At 66.5% G+C, this 24,342-nt stretch carries 20 protein-coding genes; 14 read left to right on the forward strand and 6 right to left on the reverse strand.

Annotated features, from left to right (window positions below; translation table 11 throughout):
• Nucleotides 1–3: 3 nt before the first annotated feature.
• From rseP to D5687_RS00675, 7 genes are all read left to right on the forward strand, one after another.
• Nucleotides 4–1,386 carry an RIP metalloprotease RseP gene (gene rseP / locus D5687_RS00645; RefSeq protein WP_125197820.1) on the forward strand — a complete coding sequence of 461 codons (1,383 nt, stop codon included), beginning with the start codon at nt 4–6 and terminating at the stop codon, nt 1,384–1,386.
• A 311-nt stretch (nt 1,387–1,697) separates the two neighbouring features.
• On the forward strand, nt 1,698–4,046 hold the full coding sequence (gene bamA / locus D5687_RS00650; RefSeq protein ID WP_125197821.1) for an outer membrane protein assembly factor BamA: 2,349 nt from the start codon (nt 1,698–1,700) through the stop codon (nt 4,044–4,046).
• A gap of 100 nt (nt 4,047–4,146) precedes the next feature.
• Entirely contained in the window at nt 4,147–4,659 is a 513-nt protein-coding gene (locus D5687_RS00655; protein ID WP_240031374.1) for an OmpH family outer membrane protein, read from the forward strand.
• A 22-nt stretch (nt 4,660–4,681) separates the two neighbouring features.
• Entirely contained in the window at nt 4,682–5,773 is a 1,092-nt protein-coding gene (lpxD, locus tag D5687_RS00660; RefSeq protein ID WP_204742096.1) for a UDP-3-O-(3-hydroxymyristoyl)glucosamine N-acyltransferase, read from the forward strand.
• A 14-nt stretch (nt 5,774–5,787) separates the two neighbouring features.
• Nucleotides 5,788–6,228 (forward strand): 3-hydroxyacyl-ACP dehydratase FabZ, encoded by a 441-nt coding sequence (gene fabZ, locus D5687_RS00665; RefSeq protein ID WP_125197974.1) that lies wholly within the window; start codon nt 5,788–5,790, stop codon nt 6,226–6,228.
• On the forward strand, nt 6,225–6,992 hold the full coding sequence (gene lpxA / locus D5687_RS00670) for an acyl-ACP--UDP-N-acetylglucosamine O-acyltransferase (protein WP_125197822.1): 768 nt from the start codon (nt 6,225–6,227) through the stop codon (nt 6,990–6,992). The genes fabZ and lpxA overlap by 4 nt, the downstream gene beginning before the upstream one ends.
• 74 nt (nt 6,993–7,066) lie before the next feature.
• Nucleotides 7,067–8,458, forward strand: a complete 1,392-nt coding sequence (locus D5687_RS00675) for a lyase family protein (RefSeq protein WP_125197823.1) — start codon at nt 7,067–7,069, stop codon at nt 8,456–8,458.
• Here D5687_RS00675 and lpxB read toward each other — a convergent pair.
• Nucleotides 8,455–9,654, reverse strand: coding sequence for a lipid-A-disaccharide synthase (lpxB, locus tag D5687_RS00680; RefSeq protein ID WP_125197824.1), 1,200 nt, complete (start codon nt 9,652–9,654; stop codon nt 8,455–8,457). The genes D5687_RS00675 and lpxB overlap by 4 nt on opposite strands.
• Nucleotides 9,655–9,698: 44 nt before the next feature.
• Here lpxB and rnhB point away from each other — a divergent pair, with 44 nt between their 5' ends.
• A complete protein-coding gene (gene rnhB / locus D5687_RS00685; RefSeq protein WP_125197825.1) occupies nt 9,699–10,307 on the forward strand; it encodes a ribonuclease HII in 609 nt (202 codons plus the stop codon).
• A 22-nt stretch (nt 10,308–10,329) separates the two neighbouring features.
• On the opposite strand, the gene D5687_RS00690 is transcribed toward rnhB, so the two are convergent.
• Genes D5687_RS00690 through D5687_RS00700 form a run of 3 tightly spaced genes read right to left on the reverse strand, consistent with a single transcriptional unit; the run spans nt 10,330 to nt 14,426 of the window.
• Nucleotides 10,330–11,550, reverse strand: a complete 1,221-nt coding sequence (locus D5687_RS00690; protein ID WP_125197826.1) for an HD-GYP domain-containing protein — start codon at nt 11,548–11,550, stop codon at nt 10,330–10,332.
• A 54-nt stretch (nt 11,551–11,604) separates the two neighbouring features.
• On the reverse strand, nt 11,605–12,891 hold the full coding sequence (locus tag D5687_RS00695) for a pyridoxal-dependent decarboxylase, exosortase A system-associated (RefSeq protein WP_125197827.1): 1,287 nt from the start codon (nt 12,889–12,891) through the stop codon (nt 11,605–11,607).
• Nucleotides 12,892–12,893: 2 nt separating this feature from the next.
• The gene (locus D5687_RS00700) at nt 12,894–14,426 is read right to left on the reverse strand and encodes an AMP-binding protein (protein WP_125197828.1); all 1,533 of its coding nucleotides are present in this window, start codon (nt 14,424–14,426) and stop codon (nt 12,894–12,896) included.
• Between the two features lie 222 nt (nt 14,427–14,648).
• On the opposite strand from D5687_RS00700, the gene aroC reads away from it, so the two are divergent.
• The 6 genes from aroC to D5687_RS00730 all read left to right on the forward strand — a co-directional run bounded on the left by aroC (nt 14,649) and on the right by D5687_RS00730 (nt 21,530).
• Nucleotides 14,649–15,770, forward strand: coding sequence for a chorismate synthase (gene aroC, locus D5687_RS00705; protein ID WP_125197829.1), 1,122 nt, complete (start codon nt 14,649–14,651; stop codon nt 15,768–15,770).
• Complete coding sequence (locus D5687_RS00710) at nt 15,767–16,975, forward strand: MFS transporter (protein ID WP_125197830.1); 1,209 nt, start codon at nt 15,767–15,769, stop codon at nt 16,973–16,975. Before aroC ends, D5687_RS00710 begins: the two co-directional genes overlap by 4 nt.
• Before the next feature lie 44 nt (nt 16,976–17,019).
• Nucleotides 17,020–17,823 carry a methyltransferase domain-containing protein gene (locus D5687_RS00715; protein WP_125197831.1) on the forward strand — a complete coding sequence of 268 codons (804 nt, stop codon included), beginning with the start codon at nt 17,020–17,022 and terminating at the stop codon, nt 17,821–17,823.
• 10 nt (nt 17,824–17,833) lie between these two features.
• A complete protein-coding gene (rnhA, locus tag D5687_RS00720; protein ID WP_125197832.1) occupies nt 17,834–18,307 on the forward strand; it encodes a ribonuclease HI in 474 nt (157 codons plus the stop codon).
• Between the two features lie 82 nt (nt 18,308–18,389).
• Nucleotides 18,390–21,098 carry a cation-transporting P-type ATPase gene (locus tag D5687_RS00725; protein ID WP_125197833.1) on the forward strand — a complete coding sequence of 903 codons (2,709 nt, stop codon included), beginning with the start codon at nt 18,390–18,392 and terminating at the stop codon, nt 21,096–21,098.
• Nucleotides 21,099–21,224: 126 nt separating this feature from the next.
• Nucleotides 21,225–21,530 carry a hypothetical protein gene (locus tag D5687_RS00730; RefSeq protein WP_125197834.1) on the forward strand — a complete coding sequence of 102 codons (306 nt, stop codon included), beginning with the start codon at nt 21,225–21,227 and terminating at the stop codon, nt 21,528–21,530.
• A 61-nt stretch (nt 21,531–21,591) separates the two neighbouring features.
• On the opposite strand, the gene D5687_RS00735 is transcribed toward D5687_RS00730, so the two are convergent.
• Both D5687_RS00735 and D5687_RS00740 read right to left on the reverse strand, forming a co-directional pair.
• Complete coding sequence (locus tag D5687_RS00735; RefSeq protein WP_125197835.1) at nt 21,592–22,872, reverse strand: DUF4010 domain-containing protein; 1,281 nt, start codon at nt 22,870–22,872, stop codon at nt 21,592–21,594.
• 41 nt (nt 22,873–22,913) lie between these two features.
• Nucleotides 22,914–24,089 carry an NAD(P)/FAD-dependent oxidoreductase gene (locus D5687_RS00740; RefSeq protein ID WP_125197836.1) on the reverse strand — a complete coding sequence of 392 codons (1,176 nt, stop codon included), beginning with the start codon at nt 24,087–24,089 and terminating at the stop codon, nt 22,914–22,916.
• Nucleotides 24,090–24,342 lie beyond the last annotated feature (253 nt).

The following is a 24,342-nucleotide window of genomic DNA, read 5'->3' on the forward strand; positions in this document are numbered from 1 at the left end:
TTGATGGATATCCTTCTGAGCGTGGTCGGCTTTCTGCTGACCATCGGCATCCTGGTGGCCTTCCACGAGTACGGTCATTTCTGGGTGGCGCGCCGCCTGGGTGTGCGGGTACTGACCTACTCGCTGGGTTTCGGCCGGGCGATCTTCTCGACCCGGCGTGGCCGGGAGTCGATCGAGTACCGCGTCGGGCTGTTTCCGCTGGGTGGCTACGTGCGCATGCTCGACGAGCGCGAGGGGGCGGTCGATCCGGCCGAGCGCCACCGGGCATTCAATCGCCAGTCGCTGAAGGTGCGGGCCGCTGTGGTTGCCGCCGGACCGGCCGCCAACGTCGTGCTTGCGCTGGTGTTCTGGTGGCTGATGTTCATGGTGGGCACCCAGGGCGTTTTGCCCAAGGTCGGCGATCTGGATGCCGAATCGCGGCTCGCCGCGGCGGGGCTGGAGGAGGGCGATGTCATCCGTGCCGTGGACGGCGACCCGGTGATGACCCTGTCGGATCTGCGTTTGTCGCTGCTCAACGGGGCGATCGAGCAACAAGCGTTGCCGATCACGATCGAGCGTGACGGCAGCAGCCGGGAGATGACGCTCGACCTGCGTGAACTCGATCCGCTGGGCGGGGAGATCGGCCGGCAGCCCACGGATATTCTCGAGCGTGTGGGTTTCGCCGTCTGGCGCGCGCCGGCGTATGCCGAGATTGCCGAGGTGCAACCCGATTCGCCCGCCACGGCCGCCGGGCTCGAGGTCGGCTCGTGGATCGTCGCGATTGACGGGCGCGAATACCGGGACCCCTGGGCGCTGATTGAGGCGATCGGATCACGAGCGGGCGAGGCGACTCGATTGACCATCGAGACGGACGCCGGGCGTGAGGACGTGGTCGTTACGCCACGTGCCACCGAGGTGGATGGCGAGATCGTGGGGCGAATCGGGGTGGCCCTGGGCGCTCATCCGCTCGACACCGAGGCGGCCGAGTCGATGTTCCTGCTGGAGCGGGCCGGGCCGGTCGAGGCCATGGGTCTGGCCGTCGAGCGCAGCTGGGAGATGACCACGTTGACGTTTTCGGTCTTCCATCGTTTGCTCACGGGCGAGGCGAGCATCGCCAACCTCTCGGGGCCGGTCGCGATTGCCGAGTATGCCGGCAAGAGCCTGTTGCTGGGGTTGTCGACCTTCCTCGGTTTTCTCGCCCTGGTCAGCCTGTCGCTGGCCATCCTCAACTTGCTGCCGATCCCGATGCTCGACGGTGGGCACCTGCTCCTCTACGCCATCGAGGCGATCAAGGGCGGGCCGGTTGGTGCCGCATTCGAGGAAGTCTTTGCCCGGCTGGGTATCCTGCTGCTCGGGCTGCTGATGGTGGTGGTTTTCTACAACGACATCGCGCGGTTGATGCACTAGCCCCCCTTGGGCCACAATAGCCCGGATTTTCCTTAGGGAAACTCTGCACGATTCGATAGCATCTCTGGAGTGCGGGCAAACCCGCAAGCCCCTTCGGGCGGGCCGCCAAGGGGCCATCTGCGGCGTTGCAGTCCTTGTGAAGGACAAGGCCATTCACGGCGGACTGTGCCTTGCATCTGGCCCCTTGGCGGTCCCGCAGAGACGCTATCGAATCGCGCAACGTTTCCCTAGTGCCGGGTCGGCGAGTCGGCCGTGCCTCGGCCGTATTCCCGAATTCCAATCCATCCGCCTGACCAGGAAAGCCTTTCGGCATGACCATCACCCAACGCTGCACCTCCCTGGCGCTTGCCGCGCTGCTTCTCTTGCCAACGCTGGCACAGGCATTCGAAATTACCGATATCCGGGTCGAGGGCCTGCGGACCATTTCCCCGGGTACGGTATTCACCTACATCCCCTACGAGGTCGGCGACGATTTCCAGGCCGGTGACAGTACACGCGTGGTCGAGGCGTTGTACGACACCGGCTTTTTCAAGGATGTCGAGGTGGGCCGGGGGCCGGACGATGCGCTGCTGATCCGGCTGCAGGAGCGCCCGACCATTACGGCGCTAGAGGTCAACGGCAACGAGAAGGTCGAGACCGAGAAGCTGCAGGAAGCCCTGAAGTCGATCGGCCTGGTCCAGGGGCGCGTGCTTGACCAGCGGGCACTGGACAAGATGCAGACCGAGCTGCAGCGCGTCTACTACAGCCTGGGTCAGTACGGTGTGCAGATCGAGACCGAGGTCGAAGAGCTCGAGGACAACCGCGTTTTCGTCAATATCGAGATCTACGAGGGCAAGCCGGCTTCCATCCGCCGCGTGCGCATCATTGGCAACGAGGATTTCGACGAGGATGAACTGCTCGATCAGTTCGAGCTCGGCCCGGTTTCCTGGTGGCGCTTCTGGTCAAGTGCCGACCAGTATTCCAAGCAGAAGCTGTCGGCCGATCTCGAGCGCCTGCGTTCGTTCTACCTCGATCGCGGTTACCTCAAGTTCGCGGTGGACTCTACCCAGGTGACCATCACGCCGGACAAGAAGGACATCGAGGTGGTGGTCAACATCACCGAGGGTGAGCGCTACAAGGTCGAGGACGTCACCTATAGCGGCAACATGCTGCTCAACGAAGAGACCCTCGAGGAGCTGACGCAGGTCGAGGTGGGCGAGTATTTCAGTCGCCGTCAGGTGGTCGACACCAGCGATGCGATTGGTCGGCGCATGGGCGATTACGGCTATGCCTTCGCACGGGTCGAGCCGCGCCCGGATATCAATGAGGATGAGAAAACCGTTGTCGTCGACTTCAATCTCGAGCCGGGGCGTCGCGTCAGCGTGCGCGAGATCGAGTTCAAGGGTAACTACAACACCAACGAGGTCGTCTATCGTCGCGAAATGCGGCAGATGGAGGGTAGCTGGTACGCCGGCGACAAGCTCGATCGTTCCAAGCAGCGTCTTGAACGACTGCCCTCGGTGGAGCGGGTCGAACAGGAGGTCAGCCCGGTGCCTGACGCGCCGGATCAAGTGGATATCGAGTACGACATCACCGAGCAACTGTCCGGTTCGCTAACCGCCGGTGTGGGCTTCTCCCAGGCCGAAGGCGTGCTGTTCAACGCCGGCCTGAACCAGCCGAACTTCCTCGGCACCGGCAAGGAAGTGGGGATCAACGTCGAACGTAGCTCGTACCGCGAGTACTACCAGTTCAACTACCGTGACCCCTACTTCACCGTCAACGGGGTCAGCCAGGGCTTCGGGCTGTTCTACCAGAAGCAGGACGGGACCGAGCTGTCGTTGTCCCGTTACCTGGTCGACTCCTACGGTGGCAACATCAACTTCGGTGTGCCGCTCTCGGAGCTGACCTACGGTTCGATCGCCTTTGGCGTCGAGAGCCAGGAGATCAAGGCGACGACCCGTTCGCCAACTTGGGTTACAGGTCCGCAGGATGACGTGGACGACAATCCGGGCCCGGGCTTTGATGGTGAGCAGTACTACACCTACACCATCAAGCCCTCTTGGCGCTACGATTCGCGCAACCGGCACATGTTCCCGACCGCGGGTCAGTACCACCGCCTCACGGCGACGCTGGCCGTGCCGGGCAGTGACCTGACCTACGTCAAGGGCGAGTACGACGGCGAGTTCTACCTGCCGCTGACCGACATGTTCACTCTGCAGGCGCACGGCAACGTCGGTCAGATCAAGGCCTACGGCGATACCGAGAACGACTACTCCGGCGTGAGTGACTACTACGACGGCGTGCCGCCGTTCCTGAACTACTTCACCGGTGGTATTCGTTCGGTACGGGGTTACGAGGACTACTCGCTCGGCCCGCGCGACAACAACAACGATCCGATGGGTGGCACCTTCAAGGTCAACGGTGGCCTTGCTATCTATTCGCCGCTGCCCTTCCTGACCGAGCAGCGAGACTCGGTGCGCATGTCCCTGTTCTGGGATATCGGTAATGCCTATCGCGACATCGAGAACTTCGAGGCAGATACGCTGCGCCAGTCGGTAGGCGTGGGCTTGAGCTGGATCTCGCCGGTCGGCCCGCTGATGTTCAGCTTTGCCCAGCCGCTCAACGACGAGCCGGAAGACCGGACCCAGAGCTTCCAGTTCTCGATCGGCGCGTCGTTCTGACGGGCTGTGGCATAATGTGCCGCCATGCAGGAGTGGGGGCCGCCGTTCGGCGGTTTCCGTTCGGCCCACATCGGGCCTTGACGTTTCAGGAGATGACCGCGTGATTCGCTTGCTTCAACGATTCGCCTTACTCACGATTGCGCTGATTGCACCGCTGACCGTGCAGGCGGCCGATATCAAGATCGGCTTCGTCAATTCCTCGGTGCTGCTCGAGCAGGCGCCCCAGGCCGAACAGGCCAAGCAGAAGCTCGAACAGGAGTTCTCCGCCCGCGAGGAAGAATTGCGCGGCCTTCGCCAGGAAGTCCAGGAGATGGAAAGCCGTCTCAATCGTGACGGTGTCACCATGAACGAGGGCGATCGCGGCAACCTCGAGCGCGAGCTCAATCGCAAACTGCGCGACCTGCAGCGTCAGCAGAGCAACTTCCGTGACGATCTCAACCTGCGCAAGAACGAGGAGCTCGGCAAATTGCAGCGCCTCGTGCTCGACGCCATCCGTGAAGTGGCGCGAGAGCAGGGCTATGACCTCGTGCTTTCCGAAGGCGTGGTCTACTCGGCCGATCGGGTCGAGCTGACAAAGGATGTTCTCGAGCGTCTCGAGAAGATGGGCCGCTGATCCGGCCGGGGCCTGACACACGGTGAGTATTTCGGCCAGCACGAGCGCGAGCGTCGGCGAGATCGCCGACTGGCTTGGCGCCCAGGGCGTGGACGGGGCCATCGATGTGGCCCCCGACGAGGCCGCCACCCGCATCACGGGGGCGGCCTCGTTGGCCTGTGCGACTGCCGAGCAGGTCAGCTACTACGACGGCGACCGACGCAGCGCGGATCTGGCGGCCTCGACGCAGGCCGGCTTGGTGCTGACCAACGAGGCCGGGCGCGAGCAATTGCCCGAGACCGTGTGTTGCCTGGTCGTCGACCAGCCGCGGCTGGCCTTCGCCCGGGTGCTCGAGCGCCTGTATGCCTTGCCGGCCAGGCCTGCAGGCGTGCATACCTCCGCCGTGGTGGACGAGAGCGCCACCATCGACCCTAGTGCTCGCATCGATGCCCAGGTCACCGTCGGCGCCGGTGCTCGTATCGGGCCCAAGGTCGTGATCGGGCCGGGCTGCGTGATTGGCTCAAACGTCGTTATCGGCGAGGCAACCCGGCTGCTGGCGCGGGTGACCGTGCTCGACGATAGCCTGATCGGCGCGCGCTGCGTGATACAGCCCGGGGTGGTGATCGGTTCCGACGGCTTTGGTCTGGCGCAGGACAACGGGGTCTGGCGACGGGTGCCCCAGGTGGGGCGCGTCGTGATCGGCAACGACGTCGATATCGGTGCGAACACCACTATCGATCGGGGGGCGCTCGACGACACGGTAATTGCCGATGGGGTCAAGCTCGACAACCTGATTCAGATCGCGCACAACGTGCGTATCGGCGAGCATTCGGCCATCGCCGGCTGCGCCGGCCTGGCCGGCTCGAGCGAGGTCGGTCGGCATTGCACCCTGGGCGGGGGCGTCGGCCTGGCCGGGCACCTCACCCTGACCGACAACGTGCACGTCACCGGCATGTCGATGGTGACGCGCTCGATCCATCGGCCGGGCGTCTACTCGGCCGGTACGCCACTGGACACGAACGAACGCTGGCATCGCAATGCGGTGCGGTTCAAACAACTCGACCGGCTTGCACGCCGGGTGAAACAACTTGAAAAACGGCTCGGTGACTCGCCGACGCCTGAGGAAGACTCGTGAGCGAAGACAACACCATGATGGTGCAGGAGATCATGAACCTCCTGCCGCACCGATACCCGTTCCTGCTGATCGACCGGGTGGTTGACTGGAAGCCCAATGAGTACCTGGTCGCGATCAAGAACGTGACCTTCAATGAGCCGTTTTTCCAGGGACATTTTCCGGTCCGGCCGATCATGCCTGGCGTGCTGATCACCGAGGCGATGGCGCAGGCGACCGGTGTGCTCGCCTTCCGCTCCAACGGTGGCAAGCCGAAGGATAACGCGCTCTATATGCTGGTCGGACTGGACGACGTGACGTTCCGCCGCATGGTCGAGCCGGGTGATCAGCTCACCATCCGGGTGGAGATCAAGCGCATGGCTCGCGGGATGGGTATTTTCAACTGCACGGCGCACGTGGGCGACGAGCTGGCCTCACGTGCCACGGTCAAGTGTGTGGCCAAGGAAGTGATCGAGTGATTCATCCGAGCGCGATCATCAGTGACGAGGCCCGTCTGCACGAGAGCGTGCAGGTCGGCCCCTTTACGGTCATCGAAGGCGAGGTCGAGATTGGTGCCAACACGGTCATCGAGTCGCATGCGGTGATCAAGGGGCCATGCCGGATCGGTACGGATAACCATATCTTCAGCCATGCCGTCGTGGGCGAGGTGCCCCAGGATCTCAAGTTCGCCGGCGAGCGCACCTTCCTCGAGATCGGCGATCGCAACCGCATTCGCGAATTCTCCACCATTCACCGGGGTACCGCCGGTGGGGGCGGCCTGACGCGGCTGGGTTCGGACATCCTGGTGATGGCCTACGCCCACGTTGCCCACGATTGCCTGGTGGGTGATCACGTCATTCTCGCGAACGCCGCCTCGCTCGCCGGCCACGTCGAGGTGGGCGAGCACGCCATCTTCGGCGGGTTCGCCGTCGCGCACCAGTTCTGCCACATCGGCGCGCACGCCTTCATCGGCGGCTTTTCCAAGGTCTCCAAGGACGTGGTGCCGTTCGTGATGGCCGACGGGGCCCGCGCCCGCGCCATCGGCTTGAACAAGGAAGGCCTCAAGCGTCGCGGCTTCTCGCCGGAGACCATCACGCTGCTCAACCGCTGTTTCCGCCAACTGGTCAAGCGCCAGGGTGATGACCTGGTGTGGACCGAGTTCGAGCAGGCCGCCGAGTCCGAGCCGGCGCTGAGCGAGATGCTCGATTTCATCCGCGAAAGCGAGCGCGGCATTACCCGCTGATCCCGAACCCGGTGGCGCGGGCGCACGAGGCGTCCCGCTTCCTTGTCCCAACCCGATCCCTCCCCATCGACGCCATGACTGCCACCAACTCCGCCGAACGCATCGAACACGACAGCCTGGGTGAGGTGCGCCTGCCGGCAGACGCCCTCTACGGTCCGCAAACCCAGCGGGCGGTCGACAACTTCCCCGTCAGCGGTCGGCCCATGCCGGTGGCCTTTATCGATGCCCTTTGCCGGCTCAAGGCGGCCTGTGCGCGAGGCAATCAGTCTCTTGGCACGCTGGATGCGGCTCGCGCCGAGGCGATCGTGGGCGTGGCCGATCGATTGATCGCCGGACTGGCCGACGGACAGTTCCGCGATGCCTTCCCGGTCGATGTCTACCAGACCGGGTCGGGCACCTCGAGCAACATGAACGTCAACGAGGTGATCGCCCATCTTGCCGGCAATGATGACGGCATACACCCCAACGACCATGTCAACATGAGCCAGAGCTCCAACGACGTGGTCCCCAGTGCGATCCGCGTGATGTCGGTACTGCGGGTCGAGCACGACCTGCTGCCCGCGCTGGCCCACCTGGAGACCGTGTTGCTCGGCCGGGCGCGCGAATTGGCCGGGGTGGTCAAAACGGGTCGAACGCACCTGATGGACGCGACCCCGATCCGCTTCGATCAGGTGCTCGAGGGTTTCGTCGAACAGCTGCGTGGCTGGCGGGTCGCCGTGGAGCAGGCGCGCGATCGCAATCTCGCCCTACCTCTGGGCGGCACGGCCGTAGGGACTGGCCTGAATGCACCGGAAGGCTTTGCCGACGCCGCCATCGATGCCCTCAACCGTGATCTCGGGCGCGATCGGCCCTTCACTCGCCTGGCCCATCCGGCCGCCGGCATGAGCGTGCAGGATGACTCATTGGTGCTGAGTTCGGCGCTGCGCGGGCTGGCGGCCTTTCTGCACAAGCTTTCCAACGATTTGCGCTGGATGAACAGTGGTCCGCTGGCCGGCCTGGGCGAGATCAGCCTGCCGGCGCTGCAGCCGGGCAGCTCGATCATGCCGGGCAAGGTCAACCCGGTGGTGCCCGAATCCGTCGCGATGGTCGCGGTGCAGATCCAGGGGCTGGATCACGCGGTGGCCATGGCGGCGCAATCGGGCAACTTCGAGCTCAACGTGATGTTCCCCGTGGTGGCAGCCAACCTCGACGAGATGATGACGCTGGGTAGCAACGCCTCGCGTCTGCTGGCGGACAAGGCCATTGCCGGCTTTGCCGTCAACCGCGAACGCATCGAGCGTGATCTGGCGGCCAACCCGATCCTGGTGACGGCCTTGAATCCGGTGATCGGCTACGAGGCCGGTGCGGCGATCGCCAAGCGGGCCTACGCCGAGGGGCGGGCAGTGATCGACGTGGCGCGGGAGATGACCGATCTCGACGAGGCCACGCTCGCCGAGCTGCTCGATCCGAACCGGCTGACCGGTTAGCCCTTCCCGGCGATCATGCCGGCGGCCAAGTCGGCGAGGCGGTCGAATGCGCCCTGCTGGCCCAGCCGGGCCCTGATTTCCCGCAACGCCGTACGCTGAGGGGCCGCGCCGTCCGGCGAGAGCAATTGCTCGATGTCCTCGGCGAGCCGCTCGGGCGTGACTGCCTCCTGCAGACGCTCCGGGACGGCCTCGCGATCGAGGATGATGTTGGGCAGGCCGATATGCTCGATGCGCACCAGGTGTCGTGCCAGGGCGTAGGTCAGGCGATTGCTGCGATAGGCGATGACCATCGGCGTGCCGATCAGTGCGGCCTCGAGCGTGGCGGTGCCGCTGGCGATCAGCATCGCGTCGCTGGCGGCCATGACGCGACGGGCACCGCCGGTGGTGACGGTCAGTCGATCGCGGAGTGCCGTCGAGGGCGCGCAGGCCGCGATTTGCGCCTTTAGCCAGTCGGCATCGATGGAGTCGGCCCGCGGCATCACGAAGCGTCGTGTCGGGTCGGCCTCGAGCAGGCGCTCGGCGGCGGCGAGGAAGGTCGGTAACAGGCGCTCGATCTCGCCGCGGCGACTGCCCGGCAGGAGACCCACCACCGGGGTATCGTCCGACAACGACAGGGCATGGCGGGCTCCGGCCCGGTCGGGTGCCTCGCGGTCGATCAGCTCGATCAAGGGGTGGCCGACGTGGGTGGTGGGCAGGCCGTGTTGGGCGAACAGTGCCACCTCGAAGTCGAACAGCACCGCCAGGTGATCGGCATAGCGATCGAAGTCTTTCGCGCGGCCCGCTCGCCAGGCCCAGACCTGCGGCGCGACGAAGAACAGTACCGGGATGCCGCGCGCCTTGGCCGCCTTGGCCAGGCGCTGGTTGAATTCCTGGAAATCGATCACGATGACCAGATCGGGACGATCGCGATCGAGCGCCTCGATGAGGGTGTTCATCGCCGCGCGTAGCTGGCCGTAGTGGCGCAGCACCTCGACCAGGCCCATTACCGAGACCTGGTCCATGTCGACGATCGTCTCGATGCCGGCGGCGCGCGATTGCGCGCCGCCCAGACCGTAGGCGGTCAGGCCGGGCAGGCGCTCGACCAGGCGCGACATCAGCTCGGCGGCGTACATGTCGCCGGAGGCCTCGCCAGCGGCGATCAGGATGCGCGGGTGAGGATGGCCCGCTTGCGGATGGCGATGGGTCTCGGAATCCAAGCAGCCCCCGGAAACATAGGTGGTAACAACGAATGGGCGCGAGTATGCCGCAAGCCGACTTGTTTGACGATCTGGACCATGCGGGTTGCTACTGCGGCGTGGACGAGGCCGGGCGCGGGCCGCTGGCCGGCCCGGTAGTCGCCGCCGCCGTGATCCTCGATCCCGCCCGCCCGATCCGTCTGCTGGACGACTCCAAGAAACTGACCGAGCGTCGTCGTGAGGCCCTGTTCGACGAGATCCGTGAACGGGCGGCCGGCTGGGCGATCGCCGAGGCGAGTGTGGCCGAGATCGACGAGCTCAATATCCTGCATGCCTCGATGCTCGCCATGCGTCGCGCCGTGCTCGCGTTGCTCGACGACGGGCACGCGCTCGACCGGGCGCACATCGATGGCAATCGCTGCCCCGAGCTGCCCGTGCTGGGCCGCGCCCTGGTCGGCGGGGATGCCTCCGACCCGGCCATTGCCGCGGCCTCGATCCTTGCCAAGGTATCCCGGGATCGTCAGATCGTCGCCCTGGACGCCGAACACCCCGGTTACGGCCTGGCCCGCCACAAGGGCTATCCCACGCCGGCACACCTTGCCGCCCTGGTGGAACTCGGTCCCAGCCCGATCCACCGCCGCTCCTTTGCCCCGGTGCGTCGCCTGCTGGCCTGACCGGGATCGTGGGCGTGCGGCGTCAGCCGGTGCGGTCACGCAGGGCAATGAAATCCGCGTAATGCCCCAGGAACAGGTCGGTCAGGTCGGGGTCGAACTGCCGGCCGCGCTCGTTGGCGAACAGGTCGCGGATGTTCTCGTCTGACCAGGCCGGCTTGTAGACGCGCTTGAACGACAGCGCATCGAACACGTCGGCAATCGCCACCAGGCGGCCCTCGATCGAGATGCCGGTGCCTGACAGGCCACGCGGGTAGCCATTGCCATCCCAGCGTTCGTGGTGCTCGTGGGCGATGGTGGCCGCGGCCTGCAGCAGGGGGCGGCCCGAGGCCTTGAGGATGCCGTGGCCAAGATGCGTGTGCGACTGCATCTCGCGGAATTCCTCGTCGGTCAGGCGACCGGGCTTGTTGAGAATCCGATCGGGGATCGCGATCTTGCCGACGTCATGCAGCGGGGCGGCCTGGTGGATCGAGGTGACGTGATGCTCGGGCAGGCCGGCCAGTGTCGCCAGATGCCGGGCATAGGCGGCCACGCGGGCGACGTGATTGCCTGTCTCCTCCGAGCGTGCCTCGCACAACTCGCCCAAGAGGCGCACCAGGTCGGTCTGAGTCGATTCCAGTTCCCGGTTCAGCCCGCGGATCTGCTGGAGGCCATCATCGACCTGACGCTCGAGTTGCTGACGGAAGGCCCGCTGCACGTCGGCCAATTGCGCCTTGTAGCCCTGCATGAACCAGCTGATCACCGCCAGGAAGAATAGCGCGGTCAACTGCGCGCCGAGGGCGATGTCCGTGTACATCAGCGGGAAGAGCCGCGTCCAGTGCAGGGTGTACACGCCCGTCACGAGGGCGAGGAAGGTCGCATCCCACAGGATCAGGCTGCGCGGGCGTTCGACCAGGAACGCGGCGATCGGCGGAAAGAGCAGCATCCAGAGGATGTCGAAGCTCTCGATCTGGCCGATGAACGCAAAGCTGATCAGATAGGGCATCAATGCCGCCAGATACCAGCGTTTGGCCATGCGCCATCCCCAGCGGGCCGCCGCTCCCCAGCTGGCCCCCACCGCCGCCAGCATCAAGGCATGCACCACCGAGAACACCGGCCGCTCCAGGACCAGGTTGGCCAGTAACGAGATCAGCAGCAGCACGGCATTGACCAACAGAAACCGGCGAAAGTGCCGGCTGGGATCGGGGCGTGCCGGTGACTGGATCGGGGTGGTGTCCGGCACCGGGGCGTGAGGGGGTTGCGACATGGATGCGGGGTTCTGCAGCGTGGGAATTGGGGCGAGTGTTGGCCAGCCCGGTGGTCAGATCAAGTATTCGGTGACCGGGGCGCGCGAGAGAAACCCCGCCGGGGAGGCAGACGCCCCGTAGGCCCCCGACTGCAGCACGCCCAGCCAGTCACCGGGGGCAAGTGCCGGCAGGGGCTGGCCCTTGCCCAGGACGTCCAGCGGCGTGCACAACGGTCCGGCGACATCGACCGTCTCATTGGCCTCGTCGTCGAGATGGTCGACGGCGATCACGGGCCAGTTGCGTCGCAACACGGCACCGAGGTTGCCCGAGAGTGCCAGGTGGTGATGCATGCCGCCGTCGCAGACGAGATACGTGGTGCCGCGGGAGATCTTGCGGTCGACCACCCGTGTCAGGTAGATGCCGGCACCGGCAACCAAAAAGCGCCCCATTTCCAGTCGCGTGTCGATCGGTGTGCCGCCACGCTGACCCAGCGCGGCCAGTTGCTCGTCGAGGCGGGCGAAGGCCGGCGCCAGTCGGTCGAGATCCAGCGGTCGGTCGCCGGGATGATAGGCGACGCCCAGGCCGGGTCCGATGATCAGCTCCGCCGGGGTAAAGCCGGTGGTCTGGTGCCACTCGTGCAGGAGCTCGGTCCAGCCATCCAGCGTGGCGACGATCGCCTCGACATCCAGGCTCTGCGAGCCGGCGAACAGGTGCAGCCCGACCAGGTCGATGCCGCCCTCGGCCAGCGTGTCGCGTTGGTCGAGCAGGCTCGGGATTACCTCGCTGTCGATGCCGAAGGGGCGGGCGCCACCACCCATGTGCATGCCCGAGCCCTTGAGCGCGAAGGGCGGGTTGACCCGCAAGGCGACGCGGGCACGTCGCCCCGTGGTGCGGGCCGCCACCATGATGCGTTCCAGTTCACCGACCGACTCGGCGTTGATGGTGATGCCGGCCTCGATCGCGTAGCGGTGCTCGGCCCGCGACTTGGCCGGTCCGGCGATGGAGATCTTCTGTGTCGGTTCGCTTATCCCGGCGGCGAGCTTCATCTCGTCGAGCGAGGCGCAGTCGAAGCCATCGACCAGGCCGGCCAGGTGGCGCACCAGCGGTGGGAACGGGTTGGCCTTGATGGCGTAGTGGATGCCGATGGAATCGGGCAGTGCCGAACGCAGTGAGGCGACTGCCGTGTCGAGACAGCGGCGGCTGTACAGATAGGCCGGGGTTTGGGGTAGACGGGCCGAGAGCGGTTGGCCGTCGATCGACAGGTAACCGTTCTCCCGGCCCCAGCAATCAGCGAGCGGTCCGAGGGTGCGCTCCAGGATCGCCTCGCCGGTGGCCGGATCGAGTGTGTCGTGTTTGGCCATGCTCAGGTTGCCTCCATCGTGGTCAGGGCCCGGCGGTCGAACTTGCCGTTGGTCGAGCGGGGCAGGGCGGTATGGGTCTCGATTGCCGCCGGCTGCTGATAGGGCGCCAGGTGGGCGCGCAGGTGGTGGCGAAGTGCCTCGAGATCCGCCTGGCGTGGCGCGACGTGCAGGATCAATCGCTGGCTGCCGCGCTCCGGATCGGGTTCGCCCACGGCGACCGCCTCCTCGATCCCGGGGGCGGCGTGGGCCACCGCCTCGATCTCCTCGGGGCTAATGCGAAAGCCGGCCACCTTGATCTGCTCGTCCAGCCGGCCGGCGAAATACAGTCGGCCCGCCTCGTCCAGGCGCACCCGGTCGCCGCTGAAAACCACGCGCTCGGCCGTCTCGTCCGGCCAGCCGGGCGGCGGGGGACGGAAGCGTTGGGCGGTGGCCTCGGGGTCGTTGATGTAGCCCTGCGCGACCAGCGGGCCACCCTGCACCAGCTCGCCGCTCTGGCCCGGGCCGAGCAGGCGGCCATCCGGATCGACCAGACCGACCGTCGTCTCGGGCAATGGGTAGCCGATGGCATCCGGGTGGGCGTCCACCTCCCCGGGCGGCAGGTAGGTGGCGCGGAAGGCCTCGGTCAGGCCGTACATCAGAAATAGTTTCGCGCCCGGGCGCGCCTCGCGCAGTCGGCGCACGGCCGCGACCGGCAGCGCGCCGCCGGAATTGGTCAGCACGCGCAGGGCCGGGGCCTCACGGAGCCAGGATTGCCCGGACAGCGGGACCAGCAGACCGGGCGTGCCGGCGAACACCGTCGCCGCCTCGCGCAGCAGCGGGCGCTTGAGATCGGCGGGCAGCAGGTAGTCGTCGAGGTAGACCGCCGCCCCCCGGGAAAGCCCGGTCGTGATCTGCGAGAAGCCATAGTCGAAGGCCAGCGGCAGCATGGCGGCAACCACGTCGCTTTCCCGCAGGTCGAGGTAGTCGGCCACCAGGCGGGTGCCGGTGTCGAGGTTGCCCTCGCTGATCATCACGCCCTTGGGCAGGCCGGTGCTGCCGGAGGTGAAGAACAGCATGGCCAGGCGGTCGGGCGATGGACGGTACTCGCCGGGTCTTAGGTCGACCGTGCCGTTGGCATCGTGGGAGACCAGATCCTGCGGGGTATCGCCCCCGGCTGCCCACCAGCCCCAGTCGGCGTCGAATGCGGGTTGGCCGTATTGCCTCAGCCGGGCGCGATCGGCGAGCAGGCCGCGGGCCTCGCAGCGGGCGAGCTGGTGGTCGACCTGCTCGGGCTTGAGTCCCGGATGGGCCGGGGCCGGCACGATGTCCTCGGCGAGCATGGCCAGCAGCCAGATGACCGTGTCGACCGACTTGCCCGCCCAGACCACTACGCGGTCGCCCGCCACGAGATCGAGCGCCCGCAGCGCGCCTCGCGCGGCCTGGAGTCGGCCGGCCAGTTCGGCATAATCCAGCCACTGTTGCCGGTCGCCCAGTGCGCGGGCGTGCGGGCGGGCGCGGGCCTGCCGGTCGATGGTGGATATGAGCTCGATGGGCATGGACGGCTGGTCTTGGGAAGTGTCCGGATCGGACAGGTATACTCTGCAGTCTTTCGGCTCAGGCGTCTGCGCCGGCTCAAGCTCGCCGAACCGGCATCTGCCGTCGGCGAGGGGCCGCGCATTTTAGCATGGCCCGCGACTCGCCCGCGCGAGACACAATCGGTCGTCGTGATCGCGGCGAGCACCCATTTTTGGAACGGCCAGTTTTCGGGATAAATACGTATGGCAGGCAACACCTTCGGCACCCTGTTTCGGGTCACGACCTTCGGCGAATCCCACGGAGCGGCGCTCGGCGCGATCGTCGATGGTTGCCCGCCGGGCCTGAAACTCTCCGAGGAGGACCTGCAGGCCGATCTCGATCGGCGCCGGCCGGGCACCTCCCGGCACACCACCCAGCGCCGCGAACCCGACCAGGTACGCATCCTCTCGGGGGTGTTCGAGGGCGAGACCACCGGTACACCGATCGGGCTGCTGATCGAGAATGTCGACCAGCGTTCCAAGGACTATTCCAAGATCGCCGAGCAGTTCCGCCCGGGACACGCCGATTACAGCTACCGACAGAAGTACGGTCACCGCGACTACCGTGGCGGCGGGCGTTCCTCGGCCCGCGAGACCGCCATGCGGGTCGCCGCGGGCGCGATCGCCAAGAAGTGGCTGGCCGAAATGCATGGCGTGACCGTGCGCGGGCACCTCTCCCAGCTCGGTCCCATCGTGCTCAAGGAGGACTGCTTCGACTGGGCGACGGTGGGCGAGAACCCGTTCTTCTGGCCCTGTACCGACCAGGTGGCCGAGCTCGAGACCTTCATGGACGATCTGCGCCGCTCGGGTGACTCGGTCGGTGCCAAGGTCACGGTACGGGCGGAAGGCTGCCCGCCGGGCTGGGGCGAGCCGGTGTTCGATCGTCTCGATGCCGACATCGCCCATGCCTTGATGGGCATCAACGCAGTCAAGGGCGTGGAGATCGGTGACGGCTTCGACTGCGTGGCTGCCCGCGGCACCGAATTCCGCGACGAAATCACGCCGGATGGCTTTCTCTCCAATCACGCCGGTGGCGTGCTCGGGGGCATTTCCAGCGGTCAGGACATCGTCGCGCACCTGGCATTGAAGCCCACCTCCAGCATCCGCCTGCCGGGTCGCAGCGTCGACATGAAGGGCGAGGCCACCGAGGTGATCACCACCGGTCGTCACGACCCCTGCGTGGGCATCCGCGCCACACCGATCGCCGAGGCGATGCTGGCGCTCACCCTGATGGATCACGCCCTGCGCCAGCGCGGGCAATGCGGTGATCTCACCACCGACACGCCGGTGGTCCCGGCCGGGGACGGCTCGACACCCGGTCGATGAGCACGACCCCGGCAGGACAGGGCGGGGTGGCGCGCCTCAACCCGATCCGGCTCGGATACTTTGCCTTCTTCCTCGGGCTGGGGATCTACCTGCCCTATTTCAGCCCCTACCTGATCGAGCAGGGCTTTGCGCCCGACACGGTCGGGGCGATGCTCGCCATGGTGATGGCCGCCAAGCTCGTCGCCCCACCGCTGCTCGGCTGGATGGTCGACCACAGCGGCCGGGTGATCGTCTGGCTGATCGCCACGGCCCTGATCAGCGCCGTGCTGGCCGTCGGGCTGGCGCTGCTGGCCGGCATCGATGCCGGGCTGGTCGGCTGGATGGTGCTGCTGGTGCTGTTCGGTTTCTTTTGGCAGCCGCTGCTCTCGCAGTTGGACGTGGCCGCCCTGCGCCTGACCGGCCCGGCACCGGAGCGCTACCCCGCGCTGCGCGCCTGGGGGTCGATCGGTTTCATCGTCGCCTCGGTGGGGCTAGGTGCACTGATCGATCGCATCGGTCTCGATGCCGTGCCCTGGCTGATGGCCGTGGCACTGGTCGCACTGGCGGTGGTGCTGTGGCGGGTTCCCGAACCGGGCGTGCCGCGCGAGACCGGCGCGCGTCCCGTGTCGATCCGCGACCGGCTCAAGGAACCCGCCATGCTGGCCTTCTTCGCCGGCTCGTTCCTGATCAATCTCTCCCACGGCGTCTACTACGCGTTTTTCTCCGTGCACCTGGCCGATCTGGGCTACTCGGCCACGGCCATCGGGTTGCTATGGGCGCTGGGCGTGGTGGCCGAGATCGTGCTGTTTTTCCTGCTGCCGGGGCTGCGCAACCGCTTCGCGCCGCTGTTTCTCATGCTGCTGGCCATCGCGCTGATGGCGCTCCGATGGTTGTTGATCGGCTACCAGGCCGACGTGCTCGGTTGGTTGCTGTTCGCCCAGTTGCTGCACGCGGCCAGTTTCGGCATGACCCACGCGGTGGGTATCTGGGTGATCGACCACCAGTTTCCGGGACGTGCCCATGCCCGGGGTCAGGCAATCCTGTCGGCGGCCAGCTACGGCGGTGGCGCGGCGCTCGGCCTGTACCTCGCCGGCCTGCTCTGGGGTAGAGTGGAGCCCGATATGGCCTTCGCCGCGATGACTCTCGCCAGCCTGCTGGCATTTGCGCTGATGCTCGCCGCCCGGCGGGTGGTGCGCTGGTCGCCGGGCGAGCGCGAGATGGCCTGAGGCAAGGCCTGATTGCAGAGATTCCTTACTTGCACGAGGACGCCGTGAGTCAGAACCCAGCCAAGGACAGTGCGCTCGCCGCCAGCGTGGCCGTGGCCGACTGGTACTGCGGTCCGGTCGGCCGACTGGTGGCCGCCGACCTGGTCGCCATGCTCGCCCGGCGGGCCCAAACCGCCTTCGGGTATCACGCGTTGGTGCTGGGTGAATCCGGCTTGGAGTTCGAGCGGCGTTTCGGTTGGGAGAAGCGGTTGCGCATCGATCATCGCGTGCTCGCCGGTCCGCCGGGTGGTCGGGTGGGTGCTCAGGCTGGGACTTTGCCGGTCGAGCTCGATGCCCTGCCGATCGAGAGCGAGGCCGCCGATCTGGTGATCGCGTTGCACGTGCTCGAGGATCGGCGCAACCCGCACGAGATCCTGCGCGAGATCGATCGAACCCTGCGGCCCGAGGGGCGGCTGCTGATTGTCGGTCTGAATCCCGCGAGCCTGCTGCACCTGCGCTCGCGTTTTTGGCCGGGCTGTCATGCGCCCCTGGCGTTGGGTCATCATCACCCGACCTGGCGGGTGGTCGACTGGCTGCGGGTGCTGGGCTATCGCATTGACGCCATCGAGCCGCTCGGCGGTGTGACGCCGTGGTGTCGGGAAAATGTCTATCGGCGCGGCGAGCGGTTCCGGCGGTTGAGCGCCGAATGGGCCTGGTTCCTCAATGGCCTGTATGTCATCGACGCCACCCGGCGGGTGGCGCGTCCCAGTCGGCCCAAGCCCGCCTTTCGGCTGGCATCCCTGGTCGGTCAACCCGTGCGTGGCGAGGTCGCCGGACTGCGCCGCCAGTCTTCCATCCTTCAGCGATAAATCATTCACCATGGATCATGCCTCGAACGACACCCCGACAAGCCGCAAGGTGGTACACGCCTGGACCGACGGCGGTTGCCGCGGCAATCCCGGTCCCGGAGGCTGGGGGGCGGTGCTGCGCTTCGGCGAGCACGAGCGCGATCTCTGGGGTGCGGATACCGAGACCACCAACAACCGCATGGAACTGACCGCGGCGATCGAGGCACTCGAGGCCCTCAAGGAGCCCTGCGAGGTGCACCTGACCACCGATTCGCAATACGTGCGCCAGGGCATCACCGAGTGGATCCACAACTGGCGGCGGCGCAACTGGCGCACGGCTGCCGGCAAGCCGGTCAAGAACGCCGATCTCTGGAAGCGTCTCGAGCACGCGGCCGGTCGACACCATGTTCATTGGCATTGGACTCGCGGTCATGTCGGGCACCCGGAGAACGAGCGCGCCGACCAGCTCGCCAACCGGGCGATGGACGAGGCGGCCGCCGGCTGAAAACCGCGTCGCGCTCTTGAACGATCGCGGTAATACTCTCTAAGACGATTGGTGTTGTGCGCACCAGCGAAGGAGGGCCGATATGAGCGAGGAGTCCCCATCCAGCCGGCACTGGCATGCGGAGTCGGCCGACTCGGTATTGGCGGGTCTTGAGACTCGTCCCGACGGCTTGACGGCCGCCGAGGTGACCGAGCGCCGCGAGCGCTTCGGCGCCAATCGCCTGCCCGAGGCCCCTCGGCCGCCTGCCTGGCGGCGCCTGCTGCGCCAGTTCCACAACATCCTCATCTACGTCCTGCTGGGCGCGGCGACCGTGACGGCCTTGCTGGGCCACGGTATCGATACTGCCGTCATCGTGGCGGTGGTGCTGGCCAATGCACTGATCGGGTTCATCCAGGAAGGCCGTGCCGAGCAAGCGATGGACGCCATCCGTCACATGCTGGCCCTCAAGGCGGCCGTTGTGCGCGACGGTCAACGCCAGGCGATCCCGGGCGATGAACTGGTGCCGGGTGACATCGTCCTGTTGGAGGCCGGTGACCGGGTGCCGGCCGACCTGCGTCTGCTCGAGGTCCATGACCTGCAGGTCGACGAGGCGGTATTGACGGGCGAATCACTCGCCGAGGAAAAGGTGGTCGAGGCGGTCGAGACCGAGGTCCCACTTGGCGACCGTCGCTCGATGGCCTACAGCGGCACCCTGGTGACCCGTGGGGCGGCCCGCGGCGTAGTCACGGCCACCGGAATACACAGCGAACTGGGCCGGATCTCCGGGCTGATCGCGGGCGTCGAGATCCTGACCACGCCACTGCTCGAGCAGATGAACCGTTTCGGTCGTTGGCTGACGGCCGTGATTCTCCTGGGTGCCGGCGTGATCCTCGCGCTGGGCGTCTTCTGGCGGGGAATGGCCTTCGAGGAGACCTTCATGGTCGTGGTCTCGCTGTTCGTGGCGGCCATCCCCGAAGGCCTGCCGGCCGTACTGAGCATTACCCTAGCCGTGGGCGTGCAGGCGATGGCCCGTCGGCAGGCGATCGTCCGGCGCCTGCCGGCCATCGAGACGATCGGCTCGGTCTCCGTGATCTGTACCGACAAGACCGGCACGCTGACCCGCAACGAAATGGCGGTCTCCGAGGTCGCGCTCGCCGAGGCGACCTTGACGATCACCGGCGAGGGATATTCGACCAGCGGCGAGCTGTTTCTCGATGGCCAGCCGGCCGGCCCGTCGACACCGGTGTCATTCGGCCGACTCGCACGCACGGCGTTGCTGTGCAATGACGCCCACCTGCGCAGCGAGGAGGGCAGCTGGCGGGTCGAGGGCGACCCCATGGAAGGCGCCTTGCTGGCGATGGCCGGTCGGGCCGGGCTGGATCTCGCCGAGGAACGGGCGCGTTGGCGGCGCAATGACGCGATCCCCTTCGACGCGGCACATCGCTTCATGGCCACCCTCGACCACGATCACGAGGGCCATGCGGCCATCTCGGTCAAAGGCGCCCCCGAGGCCGTGCTGGCCATGTGCGATCGGCAGGATGCCGGCGGGGACGAGGCCGGTCCACTGGACCAAGCGTTCTGGGCCGAGCAGGCCGAGGCGCTGGCCGGCGAAGGTCAGCGGGTGCTCGCCCTGGCCTATCGTCCGGTCGAACCGGCCCAGACCGTGCTCGAGCGGTCCGAGGTGGGTGATGGGCTGATACTACTGGGGCTGGTGGGGTTGTCCGACCCGCCCCGCCCCGAGGCGATCGAGGCGGTGGCCGAATGCCGGCGGGCCGGCATTCGCGTCAAGATGATCACCGGCGATCACGCCGGCACGGCCCGCGCGATCGCTGCCCGGGTCGGGCTGGAGCGACCGGATCGCTCGCTGACCGGCGCGGAGATCGAGCACCTCTCGGATGACGAACTGACTGAATGCGTAACCGACGTCGACGTGTTCGCGCGCACCAGCCCCGAGCACAAGCTGCGTCTGGTTAAGGCGCTGCAGGCACTCGGCCAGAGCGTGGCGATGACCGGCGACGGGGTGAACGATGCCCCGGCGCTCAAGCGTGCCGATGCCGGCATTGCCATGGGGCGCAAGGGCAGCGAGGCGGCCAAGGAGGCCGCCGACCTGGTGCTGGTCGACGACAATTTCGCCTCGATCGTGGCGGCGGTCCGCGAGGGACGGACCGTCTACGACAACATCAAGAAGGTGATCAGCTGGACCCTGCCGACCAATGCCGGCGAGGCCCTGACCATCATCGTGGCCCTGCTGGCAGGCCTCACCCTGCCGGTGACACCCATCCAGATCCTCTGGATCAACCTGGTCACCGCGACCACGCTCGGGCTTGCGCTCGCGTTCGAGCCCAGCGAATCCAGCGTGATGAGTCGCCCGCCACGGCCGCGCGACGAGCCGGTTCTCACCGGCGGCTGGCTGATCTATATCGCGCTGGTGGCGCTGGTCTTTCTTGCGGCGGTCTTCGGCGTCTACAACTACGCAATCGCACAGGGGTATTCGCTGGAACTGGCCCGTACCATGGCAATGAACACCCTGGTGGTGCTCGAGATATTCCAGCTGTTCTTCATCCGCAACCTGCACGGCTCGTCGCTCAGCCTCGATCTGATCCGCGGCACCCGTCCGGTCTGGCTGGCGGTAATCGTCGTCACGCTCGCCCAGCTGCTGGTGACCTATCTGCCGGCCATGCAGGGGGTGTTCGCCACCGAGGCCGTGCCGCTGGCCGATGGCCTGTTGATCCTCGCGGTCGGGGTCGGCTCGTTCGCGCTGATGGAGGTCTACAAGGCCATCGCACGTCGACTGGCAGGCGGGGTGGGTTGAGAGGCTGCCACACGCGCAGCCGACTGCCATGGCGTGAGGTCGTCACGGCCCCGTCCGTTCTTGCCTCGTCAGCGGGGACGCGCGATATTGCGATTGCTTATCAATGATCGAAAGGAGTCGAGCGTCGTGACGGATCACACGTATCAATATTGTGCGGTGCAGTTGAACCTGTTTTCCCTGATCAAGCTGACCGGGCTGGTGGGGCTGGTTGGCGGCGTGTCCTGGGCGGGAATCCTGTTCGTGCTGGGCGTGACGGGACTGGTTCAGATGGAACGCTTCGACAACTATCTGGGGAATTTCCTGTTCTTTCCCGTTTTTGCGGCGTTCTTCGGCGTCGTGTTTTCGGTGGTGGGCTACCCGCTCTATCGCTGGGTGTGCCAGAACCTGCGCGGCCAGAAACTGGCGGGCATCTTCCACCGCCCCCACAACTGAGACCGGCAGATAGCGGGCAATCGCTCCGCTGGTGCGCGGCGGGTCCCGCTCGAAGCGGTTATCAGATCAGCCAGGCGGTCACGAGCCCGGCGGCCACGGAGAGGATCATCGGACCGGCGACGTGCAGGCCGAGCTGGCGGGTGCCAATGGCCCCGGCGATGCCCGTCTTGACCAGGTTGTTGACTGCCGAGGCGATGATGATGCCCATCACGGCGGTCTCGAGCGTGATCGATTCACGGGCCATGCGGGTCAGCGAGAGGTTGATCGCATCGACGTCGGCCACGCCCGACGAGGCGGCCAGCAGGTAGATGCCGGTGCTGCCCAGCCACTCGCGCAGCCATTCGCCGGCGAGCATGATGGCCGTGAGCAGCGCGCCGAACAGCAGGGCCGAGGTCAGGTCGAGCGGATTCTGCTTCAGCTCCGGGCGCTTGACCGAATCGGCGTTGCGAGCCCGGCGCCACATCCAGATGGCGGGGCCGTAGAGCAGTACCGTCATGACGACCAGCGGCCAAAGCAGTTCGCGGAAGATCGGCGGGTGGACGGCGGTGGCGACCAGCAGCACTCGCGGAAACATCGTGCCGCAGGCGATCAGGATGCCCACCGCCAACATCGGTCCCAGCCCCGGCGTCTGTTGCGATTGCCGGGCAAACTGCAGGGTCAGGGCGGTCGAGGAGCTCAACCCGGCGAACAGGCTGGTGAACAGGATGCCCTTCTCGGCGCCGCCGACGCGGATGGCGAAGTAACCGACGAACGAGATCGAGGCGATCAGCACCACCATCCACCAGATCTGGTAGGGATTGAGGGCGCCACCCGGGCCCAGCGGCTCGTTGGGCAGCAGCGGCAACATCACCACGCTGATCAACAAAAGCTTCAAGGCGGCGTCCAGTTCGCGCGCCTCGAGCTTGTGCAACAGCCCGTGGATCTCGTCCTTGTTGTCGAGGATCATCGCCGTGACCACCGCCGCGGCGGTGGCGATCACCACATCGACGCCCACGGCGATCGCCCCGAGGCAGAAGGTGATCAGCAGGCCGACGCTGCCCGTGATGCTGAAGTTGCGCACGCTCTGCGCGCGGGTGCGCCAGGCAACCAGCGCAATGGCGGCCACGGCGATCAGCAGGGTGGGAAAGGCCCAGCCGGTCAGCGTCTCGGAGAGCAGGGCGGCCAGCCCGCCCAACAGCCCCACCAGGCTGTGGGTACGGATGCCGGCGATGCGCTCGCCCGGTTCCTGCTGACGGGTCGACCAGCCGCGCTCCAGGCCAATCAGCGCGCCGAGCAGCAGGGCGACGGCCAGCAGCGCCAGCGTCTGGTTGTCCTGCAGGAACTGTGAGGTTAGACCGTCCATGTCGGCTCCGGATCAGGGGTGGGACGGGTCAAACCGCCGGATCAGACTGCTTGGCCGGCGGCCACGCCCGAGGCCCAGGCCCACTGGAAATTGTGCCCACCGAGGTGGCCGGTCACGTCGACCACCTCGCCGATAAAGAATAGACCCGGTTGCCGCTGGGCTTCCATGGTCTGCGAGGACAATTCCCGCGTGTCGACGCCACCTAGGGTGACCTCGGCCGTCCGGTAGCCCTCCGTGCCGGCCGGGTGGACGGTCCAGTGATGCAAGCGGTTCGCGACCGCTGTCAGGTCGCCGCGGGAATACTCCTGCAGCGGGCGAGACCAGTCGTGCCACTCACAGAGCACGCGTCCAAGGCGCCTTGGGAGGTGCTCGTCGAGGTACTGCAACACGGTGCCCTGCGGTCGATTCGCACGGCGTTCGGCGAGATCCGTGGCCGCGTCGTGCCCGGGCAGCAGGTCGATGACCAGGGGCTCGCCGGGTTGCCAGAAGCTCGAGATCTGCAACATGGCCGGCCCGGACAGGCCGCGGTGGGTGAACAGCATCGGCTCCTCGAAGCGCATTCCGTTGGCCGTCGCCGCGACGGGAACGCTGATGCCGGCCAACGGGGCGAGGCGTTCCTTGAGGTCGGGGTGCAGGGTGAAGGGCACCAGCCCGGCGCGCGTGGGCAGAATCTCGATGCCGAACTGACGGGCGATCTCGTAGCCGAACGGGGTCGCGCCCATGGTCGGAATGGAGAGTCCGCCGGTCGCGATCACCAGCGATTCGGTCGTGATCGTGTCGCCTTCAGTAGCGACCCGGTAGCCACCGTCGATTGCCTCGATCGCGTCGACGGGTGTCTTCATTTGCACATCGACGCCGGCCCATTCGCACTCGGTGAGCAGCATGTCGACGATCTCTTTCGCCTTGCCGGCGCAGAACAACTGCCCGGCGGCCTTTTCCACGTGCTCGATGCCATGGCGCTCGACCAGCTCGAGGAAGGCCTGCGGCGGGTAGCGCTTGAGCGCGGAAATGCAGAAGCGCGGGTTGGCGGAGAGGAACTGATTCGGGGTGCTGTTGAGATTGGTGAAATTGCAGCGTCCACCGCCGGACATCAGGATCTTCTGCCCTGCCTTGCGGGCGTGGTCGAGCACCAGCACCCGGCGGCCGCGATAGCCCGCCGCCGCCGCACACATCAGTCCGGCCGCGCCCGCGCCAATTATTACCACGTCCACATGCATCGGGGGCCTCGGATAACGTCGTTTGCTCGAATGACGCGGCATCATAGCAATGACCTCGCCGGCCTGGCGTCGGTTACCCTGCTGACCCTGTTTGCCGTTCTGGTTGCGTATGATCGGTTCGCGCGCCGGATCGGGTTGGCTGGGGATGTGGGGCAGTGGTTGAAACGGGAGATGAGGGACGAGTCGGCGTCCTGATCCTGTTGGTAGTCCAATCTGGATGTTTTTCGCACGCCTGTTTCATGGAGGTGGTTCT

Origin of the sequence: Guyparkeria sp. SCN-R1 (assembly GCF_003932495.1) — a bacterium.
Lineage (GTDB): Bacteria > Pseudomonadota > Gammaproteobacteria > Halothiobacillales > Halothiobacillaceae > Guyparkeria.

Coding starts and splice junctions, on each gene's coding strand:
- rseP (WP_125197820.1), top strand. CDS start 4: ATGGATATCCTTCTGAGCGTGGTCGGCTTTCTGCTGACCATCGGCATC.
- bamA (WP_125197821.1), top strand. CDS start 1,698: ATGACCATCACCCAACGCTGCACCTCCCTGGCGCTTGCCGCGCTGCTT.
- fabZ (WP_125197974.1), top strand. CDS start 5,788: ATGATGGTGCAGGAGATCATGAACCTCCTGCCGCACCGATACCCGTTC.
- D5687_RS00675 (WP_125197823.1), top strand. CDS start 7,067: ATGACTGCCACCAACTCCGCCGAACGCATCGAACACGACAGCCTGGGT.
- rnhB (WP_125197825.1), top strand. CDS start 9,699: ATGCCGCAAGCCGACTTGTTTGACGATCTGGACCATGCGGGTTGCTAC.
- D5687_RS00690 (WP_125197826.1), bottom strand. CDS start 11,550: ATGTCGCAACCCCCTCACGCCCCGGTGCCGGACACCACCCCGATCCAG.
- D5687_RS00695 (WP_125197827.1), bottom strand. CDS start 12,891: ATGGCCAAACACGACACACTCGATCCGGCCACCGGCGAGGCGATCCTG.
- D5687_RS00700 (WP_125197828.1), bottom strand. CDS start 14,426: ATGCCCATCGAGCTCATATCCACCATCGACCGGCAGGCCCGCGCCCGC.
- aroC (WP_125197829.1), top strand. CDS start 14,649: ATGGCAGGCAACACCTTCGGCACCCTGTTTCGGGTCACGACCTTCGGC.
- D5687_RS00710 (WP_125197830.1), top strand. CDS start 15,767: ATGAGCACGACCCCGGCAGGACAGGGCGGGGTGGCGCGCCTCAACCCG.
- rnhA (WP_125197832.1), top strand. CDS start 17,834: ATGGATCATGCCTCGAACGACACCCCGACAAGCCGCAAGGTGGTACAC.
- D5687_RS00725 (WP_125197833.1), top strand. CDS start 18,390: ATGAGCGAGGAGTCCCCATCCAGCCGGCACTGGCATGCGGAGTCGGCC.
- D5687_RS00735 (WP_125197835.1), bottom strand. CDS start 22,872: ATGGACGGTCTAACCTCACAGTTCCTGCAGGACAACCAGACGCTGGCG.
- D5687_RS00740 (WP_125197836.1), bottom strand. CDS start 24,089: ATGCATGTGGACGTGGTAATAATTGGCGCGGGCGCGGCCGGACTGATG.